This is a genomic window from Azospirillum soli, assembly GCF_017876165.1.
Classification (GTDB): domain Bacteria; phylum Pseudomonadota; class Alphaproteobacteria; order Azospirillales; family Azospirillaceae; genus Azospirillum; species Azospirillum soli.
In genome coordinates, this window is the sequence record NZ_JAGINQ010000008.1 from 140,992 (window position 1) to 165,407 (window position 24,416).

The window sequence follows — 24,416 nt, forward strand, 5'->3', positions numbered from 1 at the left end:
AGGGGTAGCCGTGACGACGTTCACCGGTCAGGACACGCTGAAGACCCGCCGTTCCCTGTCGGTCGGGGGCAAGAGCTACGATTACTTCAGCATCAAGGCCGCGGAGGACGGTGGCCTCGGCGACCTGTCCCGCCTGCCTTACTCCATGAAGGTGCTGCTGGAGAACCTGCTGCGCTTCGAGGATGGGCGCACGGTCTCCGTGGACGACGTGAAGGCGGTGGCCAAGTGGCTTCAGGACAAGCGGTCGGACCGCGAGATCGCCTACCGCCCGGCGCGCGTGCTGATGCAGGACTTCACCGGCGTCCCCGCCGTCTGCGACCTTGCCGCGATGCGCGAGGCGATGGCGGCGCTGGGCGGCGATCCGAAGAAGATCAACCCGCTGGTGCCGGTGGACCTCGTCATCGACCATTCGGTGATGGTCGATTACTTCGGCAACCCCTCCGCCTTCGAGAAGAACGTGGAGCTTGAGTTCGAGCGCAACCTGGAACGCTACGCCTTCCTGCGCTGGGGCCAGAAGGCGTTCGACAACTTCCGCGTCGTGCCGCCGGGCACCGGCATCTGTCACCAGGTGAACGTCGAATATCTGGCGCAGGGCGTGTGGACCGACACTGACCCGGCGGGCAAGCTGGTCGCCTATCCCGACACGCTGGTCGGCACCGACAGCCACACCACCATGGTCAACGGCCTGGGCGTGCTCGGCTGGGGCGTGGGCGGCATTGAGGCAGAGGCGGCCATGCTCGGCCAGCCCATTTCCATGCTGATCCCGGAGGTCGTCGGCTTCAAGCTGACCGGCCGGCTGAAGGAAGGCACCACCGCGACCGACCTCGTGCTGACCGTCACGCAGATGCTGCGCAAGAAGGGCGTGGTCGGCAAGTTCGTGGAGTTCTACGGCCCCGGCCTGGACCATCTGACGCTGGCCGACCGCGCGACCATCGGCAACATGGCCCCGGAATACGGCGCCACCTGCGGCATCTTCCCCATCGACGCCGAGACCATCAAGTACCTGACCTTCACCGGCCGCGACCCCGACCGCGTCGCGCTGGTCGAGGCCTACGCCCGCGCCCAGGGCATGTGGCGCGACGCCGACACCCAGGACCCGGTCTTCACCGACACGCTGGAACTGGACATGACGACGGTCGAGCCGTCGCTGGCCGGCCCGAAACGCCCGCAGGACCGCGTTCCCCTGTCCCAGGCCGCCCAGAGCTTCGGCAAGGACCTGACCGAGGCCTTTAAGGCGCAGGACGTGAACAAGGCCGTTCCCGTCAGGGGCACCGACCACACGCTGGACCAGGGCGCGGTGGTCATCGCGGCCATCACCTCCTGCACCAACACGTCGAACCCGGCGGTGCTGGTGGCCGCCGGGCTGCTGGCGCGCAAGGCGGTGGAAAAGGGCCTGACCAGCAAGCCGTGGGTGAAGACCTCGCTCGCCCCCGGATCGCAGGTCGTGACCGACTATCTCGCCAAGGCCGGTTTGCAGCCCTACCTGGACCAGCTGGGCTTCAACATCGTCGGCTACGGCTGCACCACCTGCATCGGCAACAGCGGCCCGCTGCCCGACGCCATCGCCTCGGCGGTGGAGGAGGGTGATCTGGTGGTCGCCGCCGTGCTGTCGGGCAACCGCAACTTCGAAGGCCGCGTGAACCCGCACACGCGCGCCAATTATCTGGCTTCGCCGCCGCTGTGCGTCGCCTACGCGCTGGCCGGCAACATGAAGATCGACCTGACCAAGGACCCGCTGGGGACCGGCAAGGACGGCCAGCCCGTCTATCTGAAGGACATCTGGCCGACCAACCAGGAGGTTCAGGACGCCATCAACGCCTCCCTCTCGCCGGACATGTTCCGTGGCCGTTACGGCAACGTGTTCGAGGGGCCGGCGCAGTGGCGCTCCATCGCCACGGCGGAGGGCCAGACCTACCAATGGCAGGAGGGCTCCACCTACGTGAAGCTGCCGCCCTTCTTCACCGACATGCCGAAGACGCCCGCCCCGGTGTCGGACGTGAAGGGCGCCCGCGTTCTGGCCGTGCTGGGCGATTCCATCACCACCGACCACATCTCCCCGGCCGGCTCGATCAAGAAGACCGCCCCGGCGGGCGAGTACCTGCTGAGCTACCAAGTGCGTCCGCAGGACTTCAACTCCTACGGCGCGCGGCGCGGCAACCATGAAGTGATGATGCGTGGTACCTTCGCCAACATCCGCATCCGGAACGAGCTGATCCCCTGCGTGGAAGGCGGCGAGACCAAGCACTATCCCTCCGGCGACCGCCTGCCGATCTACACGGCGGCCATGCGCTACGCCCAGGAGGGCGTCCCGCTGGTCGTCATCGCCGGCAAGGAATACGGCACCGGCTCCAGCCGCGACTGGGCGGCCAAGGGCACCAAGCTGCTGGGCATCCGCGCGGTGATCGCCGAAAGCTTCGAGCGCATCCACCGCTCCAACCTCGTCGGGATGGGCATCCTGCCCTTGCAGTTCAAGGACGGCCTGACCCGCAACGACCTGAAGCTGGATGGGTCCGAGACCTTCGACATCGTCGGCATCGAACAGGATTTGCGGCCGAGGAAGGACGTGACCCTCACCATCACCCGCGCCAACGGCGAAAAACGGGAGGTGCCGCTGCTGCTCCGCATCGATACGGTGGACGAGGTGGACTACTACAAGCACGGCGGCGTGCTGAACTACGTGCTGCGGAACCTAGCCGCGTAAGGGTTTCAAGCGAGGGAGGCGCCGCCTCCCTCGCGCACCCTCCGGCCGGGGCCGGCGGCCCCGGACCCCGTTACAGGTCGCCGTAAAAGTTTTTCAGCCGCCATTCCCCGCCAAAGAAGTGCATGGCCTCGAATTCTTCCAGGGTCACTGGGTCGATGGCTGCGCGGCGTTGGCCATAAAGCCCCCCTTCCATGCCCGAGCTTAAGAGTTTGCCTCAGATCGCTGGGGATGCAAGGGCCACCCCGCCGCGCGCACGTCGGCCGCGTAGCTCCGGCTGACCGGCACGCGCAGGCCGTTGCTCAAGCGCAGCGTCATCTTGCCGTCGGGCTTGCGCTCCACGCCAGTGACGGCCGCCGCCGCGACCCAGTAGGAGCGATGGACCTGCAACCCTTCCAGCCCGGTCAGTTCGGCCACCGCGTCGCGCATCCGCATCAGGATCAGGTCGCTGCCCTCGGGCGTGTGGACGCGGACGTAATGGTCCTCCATCTCCAGCGCCAGCAGGTCGCGGCCAAGCTTCGCCGGGATGCGGGCGAGGAAGGCCGGCTCGCGCGGGGCGGGCGGAGCTTCGGCCTCCGCCGGAACCGCCGCCGGTTCGGGGGCTGGTGCGGGGGGCGGCGCAAGGGGCGGGGCGAGCAGGCCACGGTCCTTGAGTTCCAGCAGCACCGGGGCGACGGACACCAGCGCGGTGATGACCGTGACGTAGACGTAGAGTTCCATCAGGCCCAGCGGGCTCAGGAAGTCGTGGCCGCGTGAGGCGCGCTCCAGCAGGGCGACGAAGACGGTCTGCACGATGGTCACGACCAGCAGCACGCCGGCCAGCATCGGCCGCCACGCCCCTGCGTGCTCCCGCAACAGGCGGATGGCCGCCTGGGAGATCAGCTCGAAGGCCAGGAAACCGAAACCGATCATCCCGCCCCAATAGGCCAGCCGCTGCGGCAGGGTCAGTTCCTGGAAGGTGCCGAAGGGGCCGATCACGGCCAGCACCGCGACCGAGCCCAGCACCATCGGCAGGCGCTGGCGGAACAGCCGCCGCAGGTACGGCGTCCGGGGCTGTCCGGTCCGTTCCTGCTCCTGCATTTCACGCATCGTGGACAGCATGGCCCTGCATTTCGCGAAGCCGGTCCCCTCCGGTCCCGCAACGGGCGTGGCGCGGCGTGCCCGATTCCCGGCATGGGAAGGGGGCCAAACCGATGCCCGTCCGAGCAGGAGAGACCAATGAGTACCGCACTGTGGTTGATTCCGGCGTTGCTGATGGCGGCATTGACGACGGTGGCGGTGAGCGCCGACGCCGGGGAGCTTCGCGCAACCATCCGGAACGTCAAGCCCCAACAGGGCAAAGTGTGGGTCGCCCTGTACGATGGTGCCGACCCGTACAAGGCCGACCGCCGTTTCGCCGGGCAGATCGTGGACGCGTCGGGGCCGGAATTGACGGTGGTCTTCGCCGGCTTGCCGCCGGGGCGCTACGGCCTGTCGGCCTTTCAGGACGTGAACGGCGACGGGACGCTCGGCACCAATATGCTGGGCGTCCCGACGGAACCCTACGGCTTCAGCCGCGCCGCTCAGGCCGGCGCCTTCGGCCCGCCGGATTTCGACGCGCTCGCCGTCGCGGTGGACAAGACGGGCATCGTCACGACCGTGATCGAGATGACCGAGTAGCCGCCGCTACACGTGCGTGCGGGCGGACTGTTCCAGCGCCTTGATGTGCGACAGGCCCGGCAGGATTTCCGACTTGATGAACTCCAGCCGGCGGTTCGGGCCGCCGCCGCCGCGCGCGAAGCGGCCCTTCCACAGGTCCATCTTCACCGCCAGACCGCACAGCACGCCGCCGATGGTGACGTGGTGCGAGGAGATCAGCTCGCGGATCGACCGGAAAGTCTCGGCGTTGATGTCGCTCCAGAAGTCCTTGGAGCGGTTGTCGAAGCTCTCGAACCGGCCGGTGATGGAGGTGGAGATGTCCGTCAGGTCGCGGTTGATCTCGTCCAGCATCTTCATCTGCCGGGCGTCGCGCTTGACCTCGATGGAGTTGCGGATCTCGCTCATCCAGGTCAGGAACTTCTGGACCTCCGGGACGATGTCGTCCAGGCACTTCTTGAAATAGGCCAGCGACAGGAAGATGTCGCCGTATTCCTCCAGGAACTGGGGGATGTCGGTCAGGCCGATGTCCAGCCGGTCGGCCATCATGCGCAGGTTGCGCAGCGCCTCCTCCCGGTTGGGGTTGGCGAACATGGAGATGATGTCGGTGACGTCCTGGATCTGCATGTCCTCGGTCCCGTAGACGTATTCCATCAACGGGCGCGTGAAGACACGCATGTAGTTGGTCAGCTCCGCCTTCTTCCTCTCCGACAGGGTCAGCGATTCGACGCTGTTTACGTCGATGTTCAGCCGGCGCAACTCGATGCGCGAGGAATAGACGTCGAAGCTGGAGGCGCGGGCGATCTTCTCGATCTTCACCAGATCGCGCTCGACCTCCTCCTTGTAGGATTCGAAATAGACGACGACGTTCCGGGGCAGAACCTGCCCGCTGCCGGTCTGGACGTCGTGGAACATCTCGACGACGGTTTCCAGCCGCACGTTCTTGATCAGCCGCGCGTGCTGCAGGCCGGGGGTTTCCAGGGGAATGGTCGACAGCGGCAGGATGTGGAGCGAATCCCGAGCCTCGTCCTCCCACATCTTGCGCTTGGACGCGTCACCGCCCGCTTCTTGACCGCCGTCCAACTGTCTCTCCCAAATCCCCACCACCGAGAGGGCTAATCCTTTCGATATCGCCTAAGATAATTCTTCCGGCGGTGGTGGCAAGTCTGGACGCGGCTTCCCGCGACGTTTGTCATAGGTACGAACAGAAAGGGCCGGCCCGCGTCGGCAGGCCAGCCTTTCGAAAAGCGCCGTGTCGCACGATAAAGTCCCGCGTCAGTGCAGGCTCAGCGGCTCCATGTCGTTCTGGCGGATCGCGGCGAAGGCCACGTCCAGCTTCGGCAGAACGGTCAGGGGCGTGCCGTCGGCGGCGTGCACCGAAAAGGCGTCCACGCCGTTGACGGTCACCGGGCGGACGTAGGCGACGTGATCGACGCCGAAGGCGGCGAAATCCTGGGGCGACAGCTGGCGCAGGATCGTCGTGGCTTTGTTGTTCGTGGCGTTCATGATGGATGGACCTTTCTAACGAAACGGTCGGAATTTCCCGTGTTCAGCTTTCGGCCCGCTCAGCTTTCGGCGCGTTCCGGGGCGACGTCGATGGTTTGCGGTCCGACGGCCCCGCCGGCGGCGGGCATCGTCTGCTCGATCTTGATGGTGCGCACCTTCGGCTCGGGCATCGGGCGCTTCAGGTCGATGTGCAGCAACCCGTTGTCCAGCGACGCGCCGACCACCTCGATGCCCTCGGCCAAGACGAAGCTGCGCTGGAACTGGCGCGCGGCGATGCCGCGATGCAGATAGATGCGCGACTTGTCGTCGGTCTGCCGGCCTCGGATCACCAGCTGGTTGTCCTCGATCTGCACCGACAGGTCGTCCGACGTGAAGCCGGCCACGGCGAGCGTGATGCGCAGCCCGTCGTCCCCGATCTGCTCGATGTTGTAGGGCGGGTAACCTTCGGCGGAATTCTTGGCGATGCGGTCCAGCGTGCGCTCGAACTGGTCGAACCCGAGCAGCAGCGGGCTGTTGAAGAGCGAAAGGCGTGTCGTCACGGCGCATCCTCCTCGTGAGGCGAGCGAGTTGCACATTGGGCCCGTTTCCGGCGCCCGGCGGCTTGGCGGCCCGAGGGTTGTTCGGCGCCGCCTTCCCATAGATTGGGGGATGGCGCGCCACGGTCAAGATACTGCGGCGCGGCAAAGGGACATTACGTGAGCTTGGCCGCCACCTCGTCGGCGATGGCGAGGCAGGAGGTCAGGCCCGGCGACTCCATCCCGAACAGGTGGACGAGGCCGGGGATGCCGTGCGCGTCATGTCCCTGGATCAGGAAATCGGCCTGCGGCTGGCCGGGGCCGCTCAGCTTCGGCCGCACGCCGGAATAGGCCGGCACCAGCGCGCCGTCCGGCAGACCCGGCCAATAGCGCCGCACCTCCCCGTAGAAGGCGTCGGCCCGCGCCGGATCGACGGCGTAGTCGATGCGGTCGCAATCGTCCGGGGACAGCCATTCCACATCGGGACCAAAGCGCGCCTGCCCGGCCAGATCGAGCGTCAGATGGACGCCGAGGCCGCCTTCCACCGGGACCGGGTAGACCAGCCGCGCAAAGGGCGAGCGGCCCTGCGCCAGCGCGTAGTAGTTGCCCTTGGCCAGCACGCGCGGCGGAATCCGGTCGGCCGGAAAGCCCTCCAGCCCCCGCGCCACCGCCCAGGCGCCCAGCCCCGCCGCGTTGACCAGCGTGGAGCAGGCCAGCCGCATCGGCTCCGCCCCGCCGACCTCCAGCTCGAAGCCGTCGCCCGTCCGGTGGGCGCGCTCCAGCGGACTCAGCAGCGCCAGCACGGCGCCGGCGTCCTCCGCGTCGCCTTGCAGGGCCAGCATCAGCCCGTGGCTGTCGATGATGCCGGTGGAGGGCGACACCAGAGCCCCGACGCAACGCAGGTTCGGCTCCAGCGCCATCGCCTCGGCGGCGGAGATTTCATAAAGGTCGTCCACCCCGTTGGCCGCCGCCTGCCGCCGGATGGCGTCCAGCCGGGGGAGCTGGCTCTCGTCCGTGGCGACGATCAGCTTGCCGATGCGCTTGTGCTCGACCCCATGCTCCCGGCAGTAGGCGTAAAGCGCGTCGCGCCCGGCCACGCACAGCCGCGCCCGCACACTGCCCGTGGGGTAGTAGATGCCGGCGTGGATGACCTCGGAGTTGCGGGAGCTGGTGCCGGTGCCGATGGCGTCCGCCGCCTCCAGGATTACCACCTCACGGCCTTCGCGCGCCAGCCGCCGGGCGATCGCCAGGCCGACGACGCCGGCCCCCACCACGACACAGTCCACCCGATCCATCAACCGCCCCTCTGTTTAAAAGCCCCTCTCCCCTTGTGGGAGAGGGGTTGGGGTGAGGGGTGAACATCACCACAGAGACACGGAGAATGACTGCCCTCTGTGTCTCTGTGGTGAATCGCTGGTCCGGCCTTTGGCCGCCCCCTCATCCCAACCCTTCTCCCACACGGGGGAGAAGGGCTTTGATACATGGCCGCAAAACGCCCGTGTCACGCAAGGGGGGCGGTGGTCGGGGCGGTGGTGAAGACGAAACGGCGGCTCGACCAGTAGTTCCAGACGAAGGTCGCGCCCGTGGCGGCGACCTTGGCGGCCAGCGGGTGCACCGCCGGCACCAGCAGCGCCACCACCAGCGTGGAAAGGCCCAGTCCCACCAGATTGAAGGCCAGGAACACCGGCAGGCGGCGGGCCAGCGGGGCGTCGTCGCGGCGGACGCGGAAGGTCCAGCTGCGGTTCAGCAGGAAGCTCGACACCACGCCGACCCCATAGCCGCCCGCGTTGGCGAGCAGCACCGGCGCGCCGAACGCCGTCATCAGCGTCAGGAACACCAGGAAATCCAGCGCCGTGTTGGCGAGGCCCACCACCGCGAAGCGGATCGCCGTCCAGGGAATCGCGCTGCGGACGGGGGGCATCATTTCGCCTCGATCCGCGAGAAGGCCCCCGCCGCCGCGCCGAGGCCGGTGCCCAGATCGTCAATCGCCGCCGTGGGCACGGGCGTGATCGCGGGAGTCTGCACCGTTTCGGCCAGCGGATGCCGCGCGATGCTGTCCACCACGAACAGCGGGCGCTGCTTGGTCTCCATGTAGAGGCGCCCGAGATACTCGCCCAGCACGCCCAGGATCAGCAGCTGCGTGCTGCCCAGCACCAAGGTCACGACCATCACGCTGGTCCAGCCGGGGACGACGTGGTGCTGCGCCCAGCTGTACAGCGCGTAGGCCAGCGCCAGCAGGGCGCACAGCGCGAAGCCGAAGCCGATGTAGGACGCGGCGCGCAGCGGCTTGATGGAAAAGCTGGTGATGGCGTCGAGCGCGAAGCGGATCATCTTGCTCAGCGGGTACTTGGTCGTGCCGGCCACCCGCGCCTGCCGGTCGTAGGCCAGGGGCACCTGCCGCAGCCCGATCCAGCTGACCATGCCCCGGATGAAGCGGTGCTGCTCCGGCATGGCGTTCAGCACCTCCAGCGCGCGGCGGCTCATCAGGCGGAAATCGCCGGTGTCCTTGGGGATGTCGATGTCCACCAGCCGGTCGAGCAGGCGGTAGAACAGCGCCGCCGTGCCCTTCTTGAACCAGGTTTCGCCGTCGCGCGCCGTGCGCGTGCCGTAGACCACGTCGGCGCCGCCGTCCATCAGCTCCATCATGGTGCCCAGCAGCTCCGGCGGGTCCTGAAGGTCGGCGTCGATGATCAGGATGCGCTCGCCCCGGCAGACGTGCAGGCCGGCGGTCAGCGCCAGCTGGTGGCCGTGGTTGCGCGACAGCCGCACGCCGGTGACCGCCGGGTCGCTCTGCGCCAGCGCCGCGATGCGCGCCCAGGTCTCGTCGCGCGATCCGTCGTCCACCAGGACCAGTTCGTACTCCGCACCCACCTCCACGCGGCAGGCCGCCGTCACACGGCGGTGCAGTTCGCCGATTCCCTCGGCCTCGTTGTAGCAGGGGACCACCACGGACAGGCGTGGACCCCCGGCAACGGCGTTCTGCATGTGCCTCTCCCCTCGTGTCCTCCTCCGGCGATGCCTCCTGGCGCTGGAAGGGCCGGCGAAGGGACGCATCCACGGACGACGCCGGCGCGGTACCGCCGGCATACCGTGTTCGGAACGAGGCGCGGGGCGCTTTTGCCTCACCAGAATTCCGTACTACTCCGGCTCGAACGCCCCTTCCGGTGATGGGGCGGAGCGCATATCCGGTTCGATAAAATCTCACAGGCATTCGCGGTGAATATGCCTACTATGGTGGCACCTCAGCGAGGCATGCGCTCGGCCGCCCCGTCTCGCGGAGGCGGTCCGAGTCGCCGTCCCCGATGATCGGGAGCCGGTGCGGCCGGTCCGGCCCCGCATCCGCTCCCATTCCATTCGAGGGGATCTGAACGAAGGTCCCCGTCCGAGGGTTCTCGTCCGGAGAGCCCCGTCAGAGGGGCCCGTTCATGACCGGCAACACCGCGCGCATCGTCCTCGACATCCTCCAGCACATCGGCCTGTTCGCCATCGCCGTGGTCGGCTACAGCCTCGTGCGGGCGCGCATGGAGCAGTTCGGGCGCCATTGGCAGCAGGCGGTGCTGGGCGTCTTCTTCGGCACCGGCGCCGTGCTCGCCATGTTCGACGCGGTGCTGGTCCTGCCCGGCGTGTTCGTGGACGCGCGCATGACGATGGTGGCGCTGGCGACGCTCTATGGCGGCCCGCTGGCCGGCGTCATCACCGGGGCCATGGCCGGCGCCTATCGGGTGTGGCTGGGTGGTGCCGCCACGCCCGCGGCGGTGGTCGCGCTGGCGTCCGTGGTCGCCACCTCGCTCGGCTTCGCGGCGCTGATGCGCTGGCGCCGGTGGCGCCGCGACCTGCTGCGCCATGGCGCGCTCGGCTTGACCGCCGCCGTGGCCAGCCTGCTGTCCGTTCTGCTCCTGCCGACGCTGGACCAGGCGGTCGCGGTGATGAGCCGCGTGGCCCTGCCGCTGGTCATCTCCAACGTGGTCGGCGCGGCCTTCCTCGGCACGCTGCTGCGTTTGGAGGAGCGCCGCCGTGCCGCCGAAGCGGCCGTGGCCGACAGCGAGGCCTTCTACCGCGCCCTCTACGCTGAGGCGACGGACTGCCTGTTCGTCGTCGCCGTGGGGGAGGACGGCGGCTTCACCTACCAGTCTCTGAACCCGGCGTCGGCGCGCGCGCTGGGCGTCTCGGCCGTGCGGCCGGGCATCCGGCCCGACGCGCTGTTCCCGCCGCAATTCGCCGCGAAGATTTGCGACCTGTACGCCCGGTGCGTCGCCGAACGCTCCACCCTGCGCTTCGAGGAAACGCTGGAAACGGCGGAAGGGCTTCGCAACTGGGACACCGTGCTGGTGCCGCTGATGGACGCGGACGGGCGGGTGACGCGCATCCTCGGCAACGCGCGCGACGTGACCGACCGCGAGCGCCTCCTCGCCTCCCTCGCCGAGGCCAAGGAGCAGGCGGAGGCCGGCGCCCGCGCCAAGGCCGACTTCCTGGCGGCCATGAGCCACGAGATCCGCACGCCAATGAACGGCATCCTCGGCTATGCCACCTTTCTGGAGGATCTGGCCCAGGACGGCGCCGTCCGGGATGAAAAGCAGCGCCAAAACGATCAACGCCATTACGCGCGCCAGCTGAAGCAGGCCTGCAAGTCGCTGCTGGCGATCATCAACGACGTGCTCGACCTGTCGAAGATCGAGGCCGGGAAGGTCGATATCGACCACATCCCCTTCAACCTGAACGAGGCCATCGACCACGTCGTCTCGCTGGTGCAGCCGGCCGCGCGGGAAAAGCGCCTGGACCTGCGGGTGGACCGGGCGGCGGACGCGCCGGCCTTCGTCACCGGCGATCCGGTGCGGTTGCGGCAGGTGTTGCTGAACCTGCTGTCCAACGCGGTGAAGTTCACCCCGAGCGGCGGGGTCGGCATGTCGGTCGTGGTGGTGGACCGCCGGCCGGACGCGGTGACGCTGAACTTCGTGGTCAGCGACACCGGCATCGGCATCCCCGAGGACAAGCAGACGCTGCTGTTCCAGAAGTTCAGCCAGATCGACCGCACCGTCGCCCGTCAGTACGGCGGCAGCGGCCTCGGCCTCGCCATCTCCAAGCGGCTGGTGGAGGCGATGGGCGGCACCATCGGCTTCCACAGCGCCGCCGGTGTGGGCAGCACCTTCTACGTCACCCTGACCCTGCCGGTGCCCGACCCCGCCGGCCTCGCCGACGCGGAGGGCGCGGCCGACTGTTCGGACGAGGTTTTCCGCCGGGGCCACATCCTGGTGGTCGAGGACCTAGGCATGAACCAGGAACTGATCGCCAGGATGCTGACCAACGCCGGCCACACGGTGGATCTCGCCTCCGACGGGCAGGAGGCCGTGGCGGCGGTGCGCGGGCGGCGCTACGACCTCGTGCTGATGGACCTCCAGATGCCCGTGATGGACGGGCTGCGGGCGACCGAGACCATCCGCGCGCTGGACGGCGAGGCGGCGCGCGTTCCCATCGTGGCGCTGACCGCCACGGTCCTGCCGGCGGAGGTCGAGCGTTGCCGCACCGCCGGCATGGACGCCCATCTGGCCAAGCCGGTGGAGCGCGAGGCCCTGCTGGCCTGCGTGCAGCGCTGGCTGCGCCCCGGCGGGACTATCCTGGATGCAGGCCCCCACCCTAACCCTCCCCCACCTTCGGCGGGGGAGGGAATAAAACCTGCCCCCGTGCGCAGCATGGGGGGAGGAAGGGGGCCCGTCGCTACGCCTTCTCCAACCGGGCCGGACGCCGTCATGCAGCGTCTTCTCCGCGATCTGGGGCCGGAGACGCTGTGCTCCCTCCTCGACATGTTCCTGGCGGCGCTGCCGGACCGTCTCGCGGCGGCTTCGGCGGTCTGTGAAGGGGAGGGGACGCCCGACTGGACCCGGCTGGCGAAGGACGCGCACACCGCCGCCTCGCTGGGCGGCAATCTCGGTTTCATGGAGCTGACCGAGGCGAGCCGGGCGCTGATGCAGGCGGCCTCAAGCGACCCGCGCCCCGCCGACGCCTCCGCCCTGATCGCCCGCTACCGGGCCGCCGGCACCGCCGCGCTGGCCGCCGCCGAGGCCCAGCAGGCGACCCTGCGCGGCACGGCGCTTGCGACGAAGGAGACATGATCCGACGCGGCCGGTGCGGTGCGTCGGGTTTTTCCGAAAATGCGACGCGCGATGCGAAACGGGTCGTTCGCGTACCGCATAATGAGACAGGGAGAGGCGGTCCCCCGCCGGAGGTGGCACGATGGAAACGCTCTCCAAGGAATTCCTCCTCGACCTCGCGCAGAACATCGGCCTGTTCGCCGTGGTGGTCGTCGTCTTCCTGCAAATCCGCTGGCGCGGTCCGGCCATTCCCGCCCCGTTGTCGCGGATCCTCGTCGGCCTGCTGTTCGGCGGCATCGCGATCCTCGGCATGATCGACCCGGTGCGGGTGGCGCCCGGCCTGTTCGTGGACGCCCGCAACGTGATGATGGCGCTCGCCGGCCCGTTCGGCGGCCCGCTGGGCGCGGTCACGGCGGCGCTGGTGACCGGCGGCTACCGCCTGTGGATGGGCGGCGGCGGGGCGGCGGCGGGCGTTCTCTCCATCACCGTCGCGGCTTTGCTGGGCATCGGCTTTTCCTGGCACGCGCGCCGGCGGGGGCGGGGCTTCGGCGGCGCTTACGTGGTGGCGCTGGCCGTGGCGGTCACCATCGCGGCGCCGCTCGGCTTCGTCCTGCTGCCGCCGGAGCTCGCCCGGCGCATGATGGAGACGGCCCTGGTGCCGATGTCGCTCGGCAACCTCTTCGGGGTGCTGTTCCTCGGCATGCTGCTGCACAAGGAGGAGGAGCGGCACGACCTGACCCAGGCGCTTGCCGAGAGCCAGCGCCGTTTCGCGGCCGTCGCCGCCAACACGCCGGGCGGGGTGTACCAGCGCGTCCTGACGGCCGACGGGCGCCTTCTGTTCCCCTATTGCAGCCCCGGTTTCTTCCGCATCCTGGGGCTTTCCGAATCGACCCCCATCACGCTGGACGGGTTGAGCGCCAACATCCACCCCGACGACCGGACGGCGCTGATCGCCTCAATCCGCGCCTCGGCCGAGACGCTGGGGTCCTGGACGCAGGAATTCCGCGTCACCCGCCTCAGCGACGGAGCCACGCGCTGGATTCGCGCCATCAGCCATGCCGCCCGCCGCGACACGGGCGAGGTCGTGTGGGACGGCATCATCTTCGACATCACCGACCGCAAGGCGGAGGAGTGGCAGCTCCACCGGGCCAAGGAAACGGCGGAGCGCGCCAGCCGCCTGAACGCCCGTTTCGCCAAGGCGGTGGAGGCGACGGGGGCCGGCGTGCTCATCACCGACCCGCAGCGCGCCGGCAATCCGGTCGTCTTCCTCAACCCGGCGGCCACGGCCATCACCGGCTATTTCCCGCCGGAGGTTCTGGGCCGCGACATGCCCTTCCTCCAGGGGCCGGACACCGACGCCGAGGCCGTGGCCCGCCTGCGCGAGGCGATGGCGGCCGGGCAGCCGGCGCGCGCGGAGATCCTCTGCCACCGCAAAGGCGGCGAGCCTCTGTGGGCCAACCTGAACGTCAGCCCGGTGCACGGCGCGGACGGCCGGCTGGAGGCCTTCGTCTGGGTCTTCGACGACATCACCGGAACCAAGCGGAACGAGCAGGCGCTGATCCAGGCCCGGATCGAGGCCGAAGCGGCCGACCGCGCCAAGGCGGAATTCCTGGCGACCATGAGCCACGAGATCCGCACGCCGATGAACGGCATCCTGGGCTTCACGCAGCTTCTCCTCGACGGCGATCTGACGCCCGAACAGCGCCGGCAGGCCACGCACGTGCGCGACGCCGGGCGGTCGCTGCTGACGGTCATCGACGATGTTCTGGACTTCTCGCGCATCGAGGCCGGGCGGCTGGAGCTGCACGACGTGGATTTCTCCATCCGCGAGCTGGCCGCCAGCTGCGAGGCGGTGGTCCGGCTGGCCGCCGAGGCGAAGGGGCTGGCGCTCCGCATCGCCGTGGCGCCGGATGTGCCGGGCTGGCTGCGCGGCGACCCGGACCGGCTGCGGCAGGTGGTGCTCAACATGCTGGGCAACGCCGTGAAGTTCACCGAACGCGGCGGCGTCTCCCTGACCGTGACCAGGACGGACGACACGGACCACGGGCCGCGCCTGACGGTCAGCGTCGCCGACACCGGCATCGGCATCCCGGCGGAACGGCAGGGCGCGCTGTTCCGGCGCTTCAGCCAGATCGACCGCTCGCGCGGGGGCACCGGCCTCGGCCTCGCCATCAGCCGCCGTCTGGTCGAGCTGATGGGCGGGGAGGTCGGGGTGCGCAGCCGCCCGGGCGCCGGTTCCACCTTCTGGTTCTCCCTGGTCCTGCCCGAAGCGGCGGCGCCCGGCCGGGACGGCGCCCCCTGCGCCCCGGAGCGGTCGAAGGCGCGGCGTTCGGCGCGCATCCTGCTGGCCGAGGATCTGGCGATGAACCGGGAGCTGGCCGTCACCATGCTGACCGCCTCCGGCCACGCCGTGGACACGGTGGACAACGGCGCGAAGGCGGTGGAGGCGGTCCGGCGCGGCGGCTACGACCTCGTCCTGATGGACGTGCAGATGCCGGTCATGGACGGACACGCCGCGACGGAGGCCATCCGCGCGCTGCCCCCGCCGCTCGGCCGCATCCCGATCCTGGCGATGAGCGCCAGCGCCCTGCTGGCGGAGGTCGCGCGCTGCCGCGCGGTCGGCATGGACGGCCATGTCCCCAAACCCTTCGAGCGCGCGGGCCTGCTGGACGCCATCGACCGAAGCCTGGACGGGCGGACCGCCGTTTCGCCGCCCGCACCCGCACCCTTGCCCGCACCCGCGCGCCCGGCCGCCCCGCCGGTCTTCGACCCGTCCGCCGTCCACGCCATGGCCCGCGAGTTGGGGGTGGAGCGCTGCGCCGACCTCGTGGGCGGCTTCCTCGACGAACTGCCGCGCCGTGTGGAACGCCTGCTGGCCGCCCGCGGCGATGCCGCCCGCATGGCCTTCGAGGCGCACGCCCTCGTCTCGCTGGCCGGCAACGTCGGCCTGATGGACCTGTCGGCCGCCTGCCGGGCCCTGTGCGCGGCGGTGCGGGCGGGCGAGGCGGTGGACGACGCGCGGCTGGACCGTATCGCGGCAGCTGCGGCAGGAGGCGATCTTCTGCGCGCCTCGATTCCGGTGGCGTGAGGGTGGTTCCGCCCGCGCCGATGAAGTCACTTGCCGTTGCTGGGGCCGGAGCCTCATAATCCGGAAAGCGTATGAACTTTCTCACCTCCGGCGTGTGCCGGGCCTGGCGGATATTGGCAATGGATCCCACGATCCCGACAGCGGCGGAGCCTCAGGCGCCCCCGCCCTCTCGGCTTCGGCCGTTGCTGCTGGCCATCGTCGGCTTCATCGCCCTGTTCGGCATCGGCTTCTGGGGGGCGGTCACCTGGGCCGACCGCGAGGAAACGCTCCGCCACGCCCAGGAACAGACGCGCAGCGCGTCGCGCCTGTTGCAGGAGCACGTCCGCCGCACCGTCGCCACCAGCGATCTTGTCCTTCAGCGGGTGCTCGACCGCGTGAGGCAGCGCGGGATGGACGGCATCAACCGCGACCGCGCCCTGTGGCAGGAAATGCGCGAGATGACCGACGCCATCCCGGAGGTCGGCGCCATCTGGATCCTCGACGAGCAGGGCGCCGGCCTGCTCAGCACCCGGCAGTACCCGGCCCCGGCGACCAACTCCGCCGACCGCCCCTATTTCCAGGCCCACCGCGACGGCGCCGACTTCCACGTCGGCGAACTGATCCAGGGCCGCCTGTCGGGCCGGCCCTCCTTCACCGTCAGCCGGCGAATTGCCTTGAACGGGCATTTCCTCGGCATCACCCACGTCGCCGTGGACATCGACTATTTCCGCAGCATCTTCGAAAGCCTGGACATCGGCCGGCTGGGCACCATCGCGCTCCACCGCGAGGACGGCACGCTGGTGGTCCGCTTCCCGGAGGTCGAGTCGGGCCGGAGCGACGGCTTCGACGTGGTCGAGCGCGCCCGGTCGGCGCCCACCGGCACGTTCGAGGGGGTGTCGGCCATCGACGGGGTGGAGCGGATCGTCTCCTTCAACCGGGTGCCCTCCTTCCCTCTGGTGGCGCAGGTCAGCGTCGCCAGGGACGAGGTCCTGGAGGAATGGCGGGACCGCGCCGTCCGCAGCGGCCTGCTGGTCCTGCTGGCCGTGGTCGCCTGCGCCGCCCTGGCGCTGGCCGCCGCGCGCAGCCAGACGCGGGAGGAGGTCAGCCGCCGCCGGCTGGCCGAGGCCAACGCCGACCTCGACGCCACGGCGCGCAGCCTGGAACAGGCCAACCGCGCCTTCGCCGGGGCCAACCGCCGGCTGAACCTGATCCTGCAATCGGCCTCGGACGGCATCTGCGGGGTGGACCGGGACGGGCGCATCACCTTCGCCAACCCCGCCACCTGCGCGATCACCGGCTATTCCCACGAGGAGCTGCTGGGCCGCAGCCTGCACGCGCTGCTGCATCACACGCGCATCGACGGCAGCCCCTATCCCATCATCGATTGCCCGGTGTTCTTCGTGCTGCGCACCGGCGACGCGCGCGGCGGGGCGGAAGACGTCTACTGGCACAAGGACGGCACCGCCATTCCGGTGGAGTTCGCCGTCTCCCCCATGCTGGAGGATGGCCGGGTTGAGGGCGCGGTGGTCGTCTTTCACGAGATCGCCGAACGCAAGCGCGCCGAGGAGGCGATGCGCCGGGCCATGGACGTCGCCGAGGCGGCGAGCCGCGCCAAGAGCGAGTTCCTGGCCAACATGAGCCACGAGATCCGCACGCCGATGAACGCGATCCTCGGGCTCGTCCACCTCATCCAGCAGACGGAGCTGTCGACGCGCCAGCGCGACTACGCGCAGAAGATCCGCACCTCGGCGCAATCGCTGCTCGCCATCCTCAACGACATCCTGGACTTCTCGAAGGTCGAGGCCGGCAAGCTGGACCTGGAGCGGGTGGACTTCCGTCTCGACGACCTGTTGCAGAACCTCGCGGTCATCGTCGGCACCGCCGCCCAGGAAAAGGACATTGAGGTGCTGTTCTCGGTCGGGCCGGAGGTGCCGCTCGACCTTATCGGCGATCCGCTGCGGCTTCAGCAGGTGCTCATCAACCTCGCCGGCAACGCCATCAAGTTCACCGACTCGGGCGAGGTGGTGGTGTCCGTCCGCGCGACGGAGGTGACGGAGGACCGCGCCGTCCTGGTCTTCTCCATCCGCGACACCGGCATCGGCATCGAACCCGAACAGCGGGAGCGGCTGTTCCAGGCCTTCAGCCAGGCGGACAGCTCCACCACCCGGCGCTACGGCGGCACGGGGCTGGGGCTGGCCATCTGCACCCGGCTGGTCACCCTGATGGGCGGCGCCATGGACGTGGAGAGCGAGCCGGGCAAGGGCAGCAACTTCCACTTCACCGCCGTGTTCGGCCGCGGCACCCGTTCGGCGGCCCGCCCGGCGCGCACCCGCCTGATACCGCGCGACCTCTCGCTGCTGGTGGTGGACGACAACCCGACCGCGCGGGAGGTGCTGGCCGAACTGGCCGGCAGCTTCGGCTGGCGGGTGGAGACCCGCGATTCCGGCCCCGCCGCCATTGCGGAGCTGGAACGTGCGACGGCGTCCGGCGCGGCCTACGACCTCGTGCTGATGGACTGGAAGATGCCGGGAATGGACGGCATCGAGACGACGCGGCGCATCCGCGACGACGGTCTGGTCAAGGCGCCGGTCATCATCGTCGTCACCGCCTTCGGGCGCGAGCGGGTGGGGGCCCTGTCCGAAGATCTGGGCCTCGGCGGTTTCCTGGTGAAGCCGGTCACCGCCTCCGCCCTGCTCGACGCCGTGACCGACGCCTACGCCCGCGCGATGGGGGGCGAGGGACCCTGGGACAGGCCGTGCGCGCCGCTGCCGCTGAAGGCGCTGCCGCTCCCCAACCGCCCGCTGCTGGGCCGCCGCCTGCTGCTGGTCGAGGACAACGCCATCAGCCAGGAGGTGGCGCGCGAGATCCTGGAGCGTGCCGGCGCCCGCGTCACGTCGGCCGGCAACGGCCGCGAGGCCATCGCGCGGGTGGAGGAGGCGGACCCGCCCTTCGACGCCGTGCTGATGGACGTGCAGATGCCGGAGATGGACGGCTTCGAGGCGACGCGGCGCTTGCGCGACCGGCCCGTCGGGCGTGGCCTGCCCATCATCGCCATGACGGCCAGCGCGCTGCCCTCGGACAAGCAGCGTTGCCTGGACGGCGGCATGGACGACCACATCGCCAAGCCCATCGACGTTGACCAGCTGTTCGAGGTGCTGGCCCGCTGGGTCGGCCGCACGATGCTGGCCGCCACCCCGCTTCCCATCCCCGCCCCGGTGCCCGCATCCGGCGGTCTGCCGGATGAGCTGCCGGGCATCGACCTGAACGACGCGCTGCGCCGGCTGGACGGCGACGCCGACCTGTTCCGCAAGTTCGTCGGCGACTTCGCCCGCGCCTACGCCGGGGTGGCCGAATCGATCGCGGTGGCGCTGTCTGCGGGCGACCTGCCGCGCGCCAAGGCGCTGGGCCATGAGCTGAAGAGCCTTGCCGGCAACATCGGCGCGCGGCGCCTTTCGGCCGCCGCCGACGCCCTGCAGATCGCCGCCTACCGGGGGGAACAGGCGGCGGCGGAGGAACAGCTGCCCGTCCTGCGCGCCGAGATGGCCGCCGTGCTGGAATCTGCCTCTCGCCTGTCGGAAGCGCCGTCGGCGGAACCGGCCCGTCCCGCCCCGACGATCGACCGCGACCGGCTGGCGCCGATGATCGACCGCTTCGCCCAGCTGTTGCGCGACAGCAACTTCGCGGCGGCGGAGGAGTTCGCCACCCTCGCCCCGGTGCTGGGCGACTCGATCGACCCCGCCACCATGAAGGCGCTGACCGGCGCCGTGGACAGCCTCGACTTCCCGAAGGCCTATGGGATCGTGCAGCGTCTTGCGCGCAATCTCGGCCTCTTCCTTCCGGCCTCGTGAACGCCATGACCGAATCGCGCCCCAAAATCCTCGTCGTGGACGACATTCCGTCCAACGTCCATGTGCTGAGCCGCATCCTCAAGGACGATTACGACATCTACTTCGCGACCGACGGCGACAAGGCGCTGGAGCTGGTGCAGACCCGCCTGCCGGATCTCGTGCTGCTGGACATCATGATGCCGGGCATGGACGGCTACGAGGTGTGCACCCGCATCAAGGACGATCCGGCCACCCGCGACATCCCGGTCATCTTCATCTCCGCCAAAAGCGAGGTGGAGGATGAGACCCACGGGCTGGAGGTCGGCGCCATCGACTTCATCACCAAGCCGATCAGCCCGCCCATCGTGAAGGCGCGCGTGCGCAACCATCTGCTGCTGAAGCGGCAGGCCGACCTGCTGCGCCAGCTGTCCTTTCTCGACGGGCTGACCGGCATCGCCAACCGCCGCCGCTTCGACGAAGCGCTGCTGCGCGAATGGCGGCGCTGCGCCCGGTCGCACACGCCGCTGTCGCTGGTCATGCTCGATGTGGACCATTTCAAGGCCTACAACGACCATTACGGTCATCAGGCCGGCGACGAGTGCCTGCGCGCCATCGCCGGCGTTCTGGACGAACAGACCAAGCGCCCTGGCGACCTCGTCGCCCGTTACGGCGGGGAGGAGTTCGTCTGCCTGCTGCCGGAAACGGACGGGGAGGGCGCCCTCCTTGTGGCCGAACGTCTGCGCGAGGCCATCGCCCGGCAGCGCCTGCCGCACGCCGTGTCGCCGGTGGCCGGGCACGTCACCATCAGCCTCGGCGCCGCCACCGCCCGGCCGTTGACCGAAACGCCGTCCGACAGCCTGTACCAGGCCGCCGACCTGCTGCTTTACGAGGCCAAGCGCGCCGGCCGCAACCGCGTGTGCAGCGGCACCGCCGACGTTCCGGCGTGACCGAGGGAGCAGCGCGATGACGCAGAGCGGCTCCCTCCCGCCAGTCCCCGGCACACCCAACATCGATGTCCCCAAAACCGATGTTCGCGGACGGGGCTTCGCCACCCGCGCCCCGCTGGACGCCGTGGAGCACTGGATCGACCAGCACGCCACTTGCCCGCAGCCGCGCCCCGTTCCGCTGGCCGAGGCCGCCGGCTGTACCCTGCACGGGGCGGTCACCGCCGATACCGACTGGCCGCCCGCCGACCGCGCGTCCCGTGACGGCGTGGCGGTGGCCTCGGCCGACACCTTCGGCGCCGGCTCCTACAACCCCATCCCGCTGCTGTCCGCCATGCCGATCTCGGCCGGCGAGCCGCTGCCCCCCGGTACGGACGCGGTCCTGCCCGTGGAGGCCATGCAGCAAGACGCCGGCTTCATCGAGGCGCTGGGCTCCGTCGCCCCCGGCGAAGGGGTGGAGCGGCAGGGCGAGGGCGTGCGCGCCGGCACCCCGCTGCTGGCGGCCGGGCGCGTCCTGCGCCCGCAGGACATCGGCTTGCTCGCCGCGCTGGGCATCGAGACCGTCACCGCCGTTGCCCGTCCGCACGTGCGCATCGTCCTGGCCGGAGGCCCGCGCTCGGGTCCGGAGGCGCTCGGGGCCATGCTCGCCGCCCTCGTTACCCGCGACGGCGGCCTTCCCGACCTGATCGGCCCGCTCGCCGACCGCGCCGCCCTGACCGAGGCTTACGCCGCTCCCGGCGCCGACCTCCTGCTCTCCGCCGGCCGCACCGGTGTGGGGGAGGACGACGTGGCGCCGCTGGCGCTGGCCGACGCCGGTTCGCTTGTGGTGCACGGTGTGGCGATGCGGCCCGGCGATTCGGCCGGGCTTGGCTTCGCGGGGGGCGCCCTCGCCGTGCTGTTGCCCGGCGAACCGATGGCCTGCCTCGCCGCCTACGAGCTGCTGGCCGGCCGCGCCGTCCGCCGCATGGCCGGTCGCGACGCGGCGCTGCCCCACCCGACGCGCGAGGCGGTCACCGCCCGCAAGCTGATCTCGGAGATCGGCTGCGCCGACCTCTACCGCGTGCGCCTGACCGACGACGGGACGGTGGAGCCATTGGCCTCCCCATCCGTGCCCGGCTTGTCGGGGGCGGTGCGCGCCGACGGCTTTGTGCTGATCCCGGCGGAAAGCGAAGGCGTCCCCGCCGGCTCTCCCGTGACCGTGCACGGATTTGACGCTACCATCCGCGCCGGAGAGTCATAGCATTCGGAGCAATCGGCGTGCCCAACGAGGACATCCGGCGATTCGTCGCCCAGGCGGCGCGGCAGGAACAGTTCCTGGAGGTCGTCGGCCGTGACGAGGCCGAAGCGCGCTTCCGCCGCCACCTCGACCTGCGGCCCAAGGGGGCGGAAACGGTGCCGCTGTCGGCGGCGCTCGGCCGCGTGCTCGCCGCCGACGTGCTGTCCGAGGTGGACGTGCCGGGCTTCGACCGCTCCTCCGTGGACGGCTTCGCCGTGCTGGCCGCCGCGACCCGTGGCGCCAGCGAGGACTCCCCCGTCGTCCTGCGCCTGAACGAGGAGGTGCTGTCCGCCGGCCGCACCCCCGCCATCACCGTCACCCCCGGCACCGCCACGGTGATCGCCACCGGCGGCATGGTCCCGCGCGGCGCCGACGCCGTGGTGATGGTGGAGCACACCGAATCCCGCGACACCGGCGACGAGTTGCTGGTCGAAATCCGAAAACCCGTGGTCCCCGGCGCCTTCGTGGCCGCCGCCGGCTCCGACATCGGGCGCGGCGAGACGGTGCTGCGCAAAGGCCAGGTCCTGACCTCGCGCGAGATCGGCGTGCTGGCCGCCATCGGCAAGGCCGAGATGCCCGTCGTGCGCCGCCCGCGCGTCGCCATCCTGTCCACCGGCGACGAGATCGTCGCCCCCGGCGAGCCGATCCGCGCCGGCCAAGTCTACGACTCCAACGGCGCCATCCTCGCCGCCGCTGTCGAGGAATTGGGCGGGGAGCCTGTCCGCCTCGGCGCCGCCCACGACGACGAGGCCGCGCTCGCCCGCCTCGTCGAGGAAGGGCTTGAGTGCGACGCGCTGCTGCTGTCCGGCGGCACGTCGAAGGGGGCGGGGGACCTGTCCTACCGCATCGTGAGCCGCCTGACCGACCCCGGCGTGGTCGCCCACGGCGTGGCGCTGAAGCCCGGCAAGCCGCTATGCCTCGCGGTCACGCAGGGCAAGCCGGTCGTTATCCTGCCGGGCTTCCCGACCTCGGCCATGTTCACCTTCCACGAGTTCGTGGCCCCGGTGATCCGCGCCTTGGCCGGTCTGCCGCCCGCCGCGAAGGAGGCCGTTCCCGCCACGCTGCCCCTGCGGCTGGGGTCGGAGCGCGGGCGCACCGAATACGTCATGATCTCGCTGGTGCGCGGTTCGGATGGGGGCTTGGCGGCCTATCCGCTGTCCAAGGGTTCCGGCGCGGTGACCGCCTTCAGCCACGCCGACGGCTTCATCGCCATCGATCCGCAGGCCGAGGCGGTGGAGGCCGGCACGCCCGTGTCGGTCCAGCGCATCGGCCGCGACACCGCGCCCGCCGACCTGATCGTGATCGGCAGCCATTGCGTGGGTCTCGACGCCATCCTCGGCGAACTGATCGGGGAGGGGCTGACGGTCAAGGCGCTGAACGTCGGCTCCATGGGCGGCCTCGCCGCCGCCCGGCGCGGGGAGTGCGACATCGCCGCCATCCACCTGATGGATCCGAAGACCGGCGAGTACAATCATCCCTTCCTGACGCCCGCGCTCGACCTCGTGCCCGGCTACCGCCGCCTTCAGGGCATCGTCTTCCGCAAGGGCGACCGGCGCTTCGAAGGCAAGTCGGTGGAGGACGCGGCCCGGCTCGCCATCGCCGACCCCGACTGCATCCTGGTCAACCGCAATTCCGGCAGCGGCACACGCATCCTGACCGACCGCCTGCTGGGCGAGGCGCGCCCCGCCGGCTACTGGTCGCAGGCCAAGTCGCACAACGCCGTGGCCGCCGCCGTGGCGCAGGGCCGCGCCGACTGGGGCGTGGCCATCGACAGCGTGGCGAAGCTCTACGACCTCGGCTTCCTGCCCTTGCAGGAGGAGCATTACGACTTCGTCATCCCCCGCGACCGCCGCACCCGCCCCGCCGTCCAGCGCTTCCTGGCGGCGCTGGAGGACGGGACGGTCGGGGAAAAGCTGAAGGCGCTGGGCTTCGTGCGCTGATCACCGCTCCGGCAGCGGAATGAACTCCGTCTCGCCGGGCACCACGTCGAACCGCCCGGCCTTCCAGTCGGCCTTGGCCTGCTCGATGCGGTCCTGGGAGCTGGAGACGAAGTTCCACCAGATGTGGCGCGGCCCGTCCATGGCGGCCCCGCCCAGCAGGATCAGCCGCGCGTCGGTCTCGGCCTCCACCGTCGCCGGCTCGCTGGGACGCAGCACCAGCAGCCGCCCGGCCTCGAACCGGTCGCCGAAGACCGTCACCGTGCCGCTGGCGATGTACAGCGCCCGCTCCTCCTGGTCGGCATCCACCGGCAGCTTCGAGCCGGCCGCCAGCGCGGCGTCCACGTACAGCGTCTCCCACAACGTGCTTATGGGGGAGCGCGCGCCGTACGCCGCGCCCGCGACGACGCGCAGGCGCTTGCCTTCGCCCTCGACCACCGGCAGTTCGTCGGCGCCCAGATGGACGAAGGCCGGATCAACCTCCTCATGCGTCCTGGGCAGGGCGACCCAGGATTGGATGCCGGACAGCCAACGGTCCCGCCCGCGCTCGTCGGTCGCGGAGCGTTCGGAATGGGCGATGCCGCGCCCGGCGGTCATCCAGTTCACCTCGCCCGGCCGGATCGGCAACTCCGTGCCCAGGCTGTCGCGGTGCATGATCTCGCCTTCGAACAGATAGGTGACGGTGGCGAGCCCGATGTGCGGGTGCGGGCGCACGTCGATGCCGCTGCCGGCCTTCAGCATCGCCGGCCCCATCTGGTCGAAGAAGACGAACGGCCCGACCATGCGCTTTTGCGCCGAGGGCAGCGCGCGCCGCACCTCGAAGCCGCCGATGTCGCTGGTGCGCGGCACGATCACCGCGTCCAGCCAGCCGTCCGGAGTCGCCGGTCCGCTCATGCTTCCCTCCCGTCGAGCGTTGTTCCGCCAA

The 24,416-nt window shown here is 70.2% G+C and carries 16 protein-coding genes; 8 read left to right on the forward strand and 8 right to left on the reverse strand.

From position 1 onward, the window contains the following. Window positions 1-10 precede the first annotated feature (10 nt). The gene (gene acnA, locus J2852_RS14815; protein ID WP_209876755.1) at window positions 11-2,701 is read left to right on the forward strand and encodes an aconitate hydratase AcnA; all 2,691 of its coding nucleotides are present in this window, start codon (window positions 11-13) and stop codon (window positions 2,699-2,701) included. A gap of 201 nt (window positions 2,702-2,902) precedes the next feature. On the opposite strand, the gene J2852_RS14820 is transcribed toward acnA, so the two are convergent. Further along, window positions 2,903-3,799 carry a LytTR family DNA-binding domain-containing protein gene (locus J2852_RS14820; protein ID WP_246499666.1) on the reverse strand — a complete coding sequence of 299 codons (897 nt, stop codon included), beginning with the start codon at window positions 3,797-3,799 and terminating at the stop codon, window positions 2,903-2,905. Window positions 3,800-3,916: 117 nt separating this feature from the next. Between J2852_RS14820 and J2852_RS14825 the strand changes: the two genes are divergently transcribed. Continuing rightward, window positions 3,917-4,357: a DUF2141 domain-containing protein gene (locus J2852_RS14825; RefSeq protein ID WP_209876757.1), complete on the forward strand. Its 441-nt coding sequence runs from the start codon at window positions 3,917-3,919 to the stop codon at window positions 4,355-4,357. A gap of 6 nt (window positions 4,358-4,363) precedes the next feature. Here J2852_RS14825 and J2852_RS14830 read toward each other — a convergent pair whose 3' ends face one another. From J2852_RS14830 to J2852_RS14855, 6 genes are all read right to left on the reverse strand, one after another. After that, window positions 4,364-5,371, reverse strand: a complete 1,008-nt coding sequence (locus tag J2852_RS14830; protein WP_209876993.1) for a hypothetical protein — start codon at window positions 5,369-5,371, stop codon at window positions 4,364-4,366. A gap of 237 nt (window positions 5,372-5,608) precedes the next feature. Then, a complete protein-coding gene (locus J2852_RS14835; RefSeq protein ID WP_209876759.1) occupies window positions 5,609-5,839 on the reverse strand; it encodes a DUF1150 family protein in 231 nt (76 codons plus the stop codon). 59 nt (window positions 5,840-5,898) lie between these two features. Further along, complete coding sequence (locus J2852_RS14840; protein WP_209876761.1) at window positions 5,899-6,378, reverse strand: Hsp20 family protein; 480 nt, start codon at window positions 6,376-6,378, stop codon at window positions 5,899-5,901. 152 nt (window positions 6,379-6,530) lie between these two features. Then, complete coding sequence (locus tag J2852_RS14845) at window positions 6,531-7,649, reverse strand: NAD(P)/FAD-dependent oxidoreductase (protein ID WP_209876763.1); 1,119 nt, start codon at window positions 7,647-7,649, stop codon at window positions 6,531-6,533. Between the two features lie 206 nt (window positions 7,650-7,855). Beyond that, window positions 7,856-8,278, reverse strand: a complete 423-nt coding sequence (locus J2852_RS14850) for a GtrA family protein (RefSeq protein WP_209876765.1) — start codon at window positions 8,276-8,278, stop codon at window positions 7,856-7,858. Next, the gene (locus J2852_RS14855; RefSeq protein WP_209876767.1) at window positions 8,275-9,339 is read right to left on the reverse strand and encodes a glycosyltransferase family 2 protein; all 1,065 of its coding nucleotides are present in this window, start codon (window positions 9,337-9,339) and stop codon (window positions 8,275-8,277) included. Before J2852_RS14855 ends, J2852_RS14850 begins: the two co-directional genes overlap by 4 nt. 440 nt (window positions 9,340-9,779) lie before the next feature. Between J2852_RS14855 and J2852_RS14860 the strand changes: the two genes are divergently transcribed. The 6 genes from J2852_RS14860 to J2852_RS14885 all read left to right on the forward strand — a co-directional run bounded on the left by J2852_RS14860 (window position 9,780) and on the right by J2852_RS14885 (window position 23,494). Beyond that, a complete protein-coding gene (locus J2852_RS14860) occupies window positions 9,780-12,461 on the forward strand; it encodes an ATP-binding protein (protein ID WP_209876769.1) in 2,682 nt (893 codons plus the stop codon). 121 nt (window positions 12,462-12,582) lie between these two features. Next, complete coding sequence (locus tag J2852_RS14865) at window positions 12,583-15,528, forward strand: ATP-binding protein (protein ID WP_209876771.1); 2,946 nt, start codon at window positions 12,583-12,585, stop codon at window positions 15,526-15,528. A gap of 119 nt (window positions 15,529-15,647) precedes the next feature. Further along, entirely contained in the window at window positions 15,648-19,355 is a 3,708-nt protein-coding gene (locus J2852_RS14870; protein ID WP_209876774.1) for a response regulator, read from the forward strand. Window positions 19,356-19,360: 5 nt separating this feature from the next. After that, on the forward strand, window positions 19,361-20,281 hold the full coding sequence (locus tag J2852_RS14875) for a diguanylate cyclase (RefSeq protein ID WP_209876776.1): 921 nt from the start codon (window positions 19,361-19,363) through the stop codon (window positions 20,279-20,281). Window positions 20,282-20,297: 16 nt separating this feature from the next. Then, a complete protein-coding gene (locus J2852_RS14880) occupies window positions 20,298-21,518 on the forward strand; it encodes a molybdopterin molybdotransferase MoeA (protein ID WP_209876778.1) in 1,221 nt (406 codons plus the stop codon). Window positions 21,519-21,535: 17 nt separating this feature from the next. Then, window positions 21,536-23,494, forward strand: coding sequence for a molybdopterin biosynthesis protein (locus tag J2852_RS14885; protein ID WP_209876780.1), 1,959 nt, complete (start codon window positions 21,536-21,538; stop codon window positions 23,492-23,494). Here the strand turns inward: J2852_RS14885 and J2852_RS14890 are convergent, their stop codons facing one another. Then, window positions 23,495-24,385 (reverse strand): pirin family protein, encoded by an 891-nt coding sequence (locus J2852_RS14890; RefSeq protein ID WP_209876782.1) that lies wholly within the window; start codon window positions 24,383-24,385, stop codon window positions 23,495-23,497. It abuts the gene before it with no gap. Window positions 24,386-24,416: the final 31 nt, after the last annotated feature.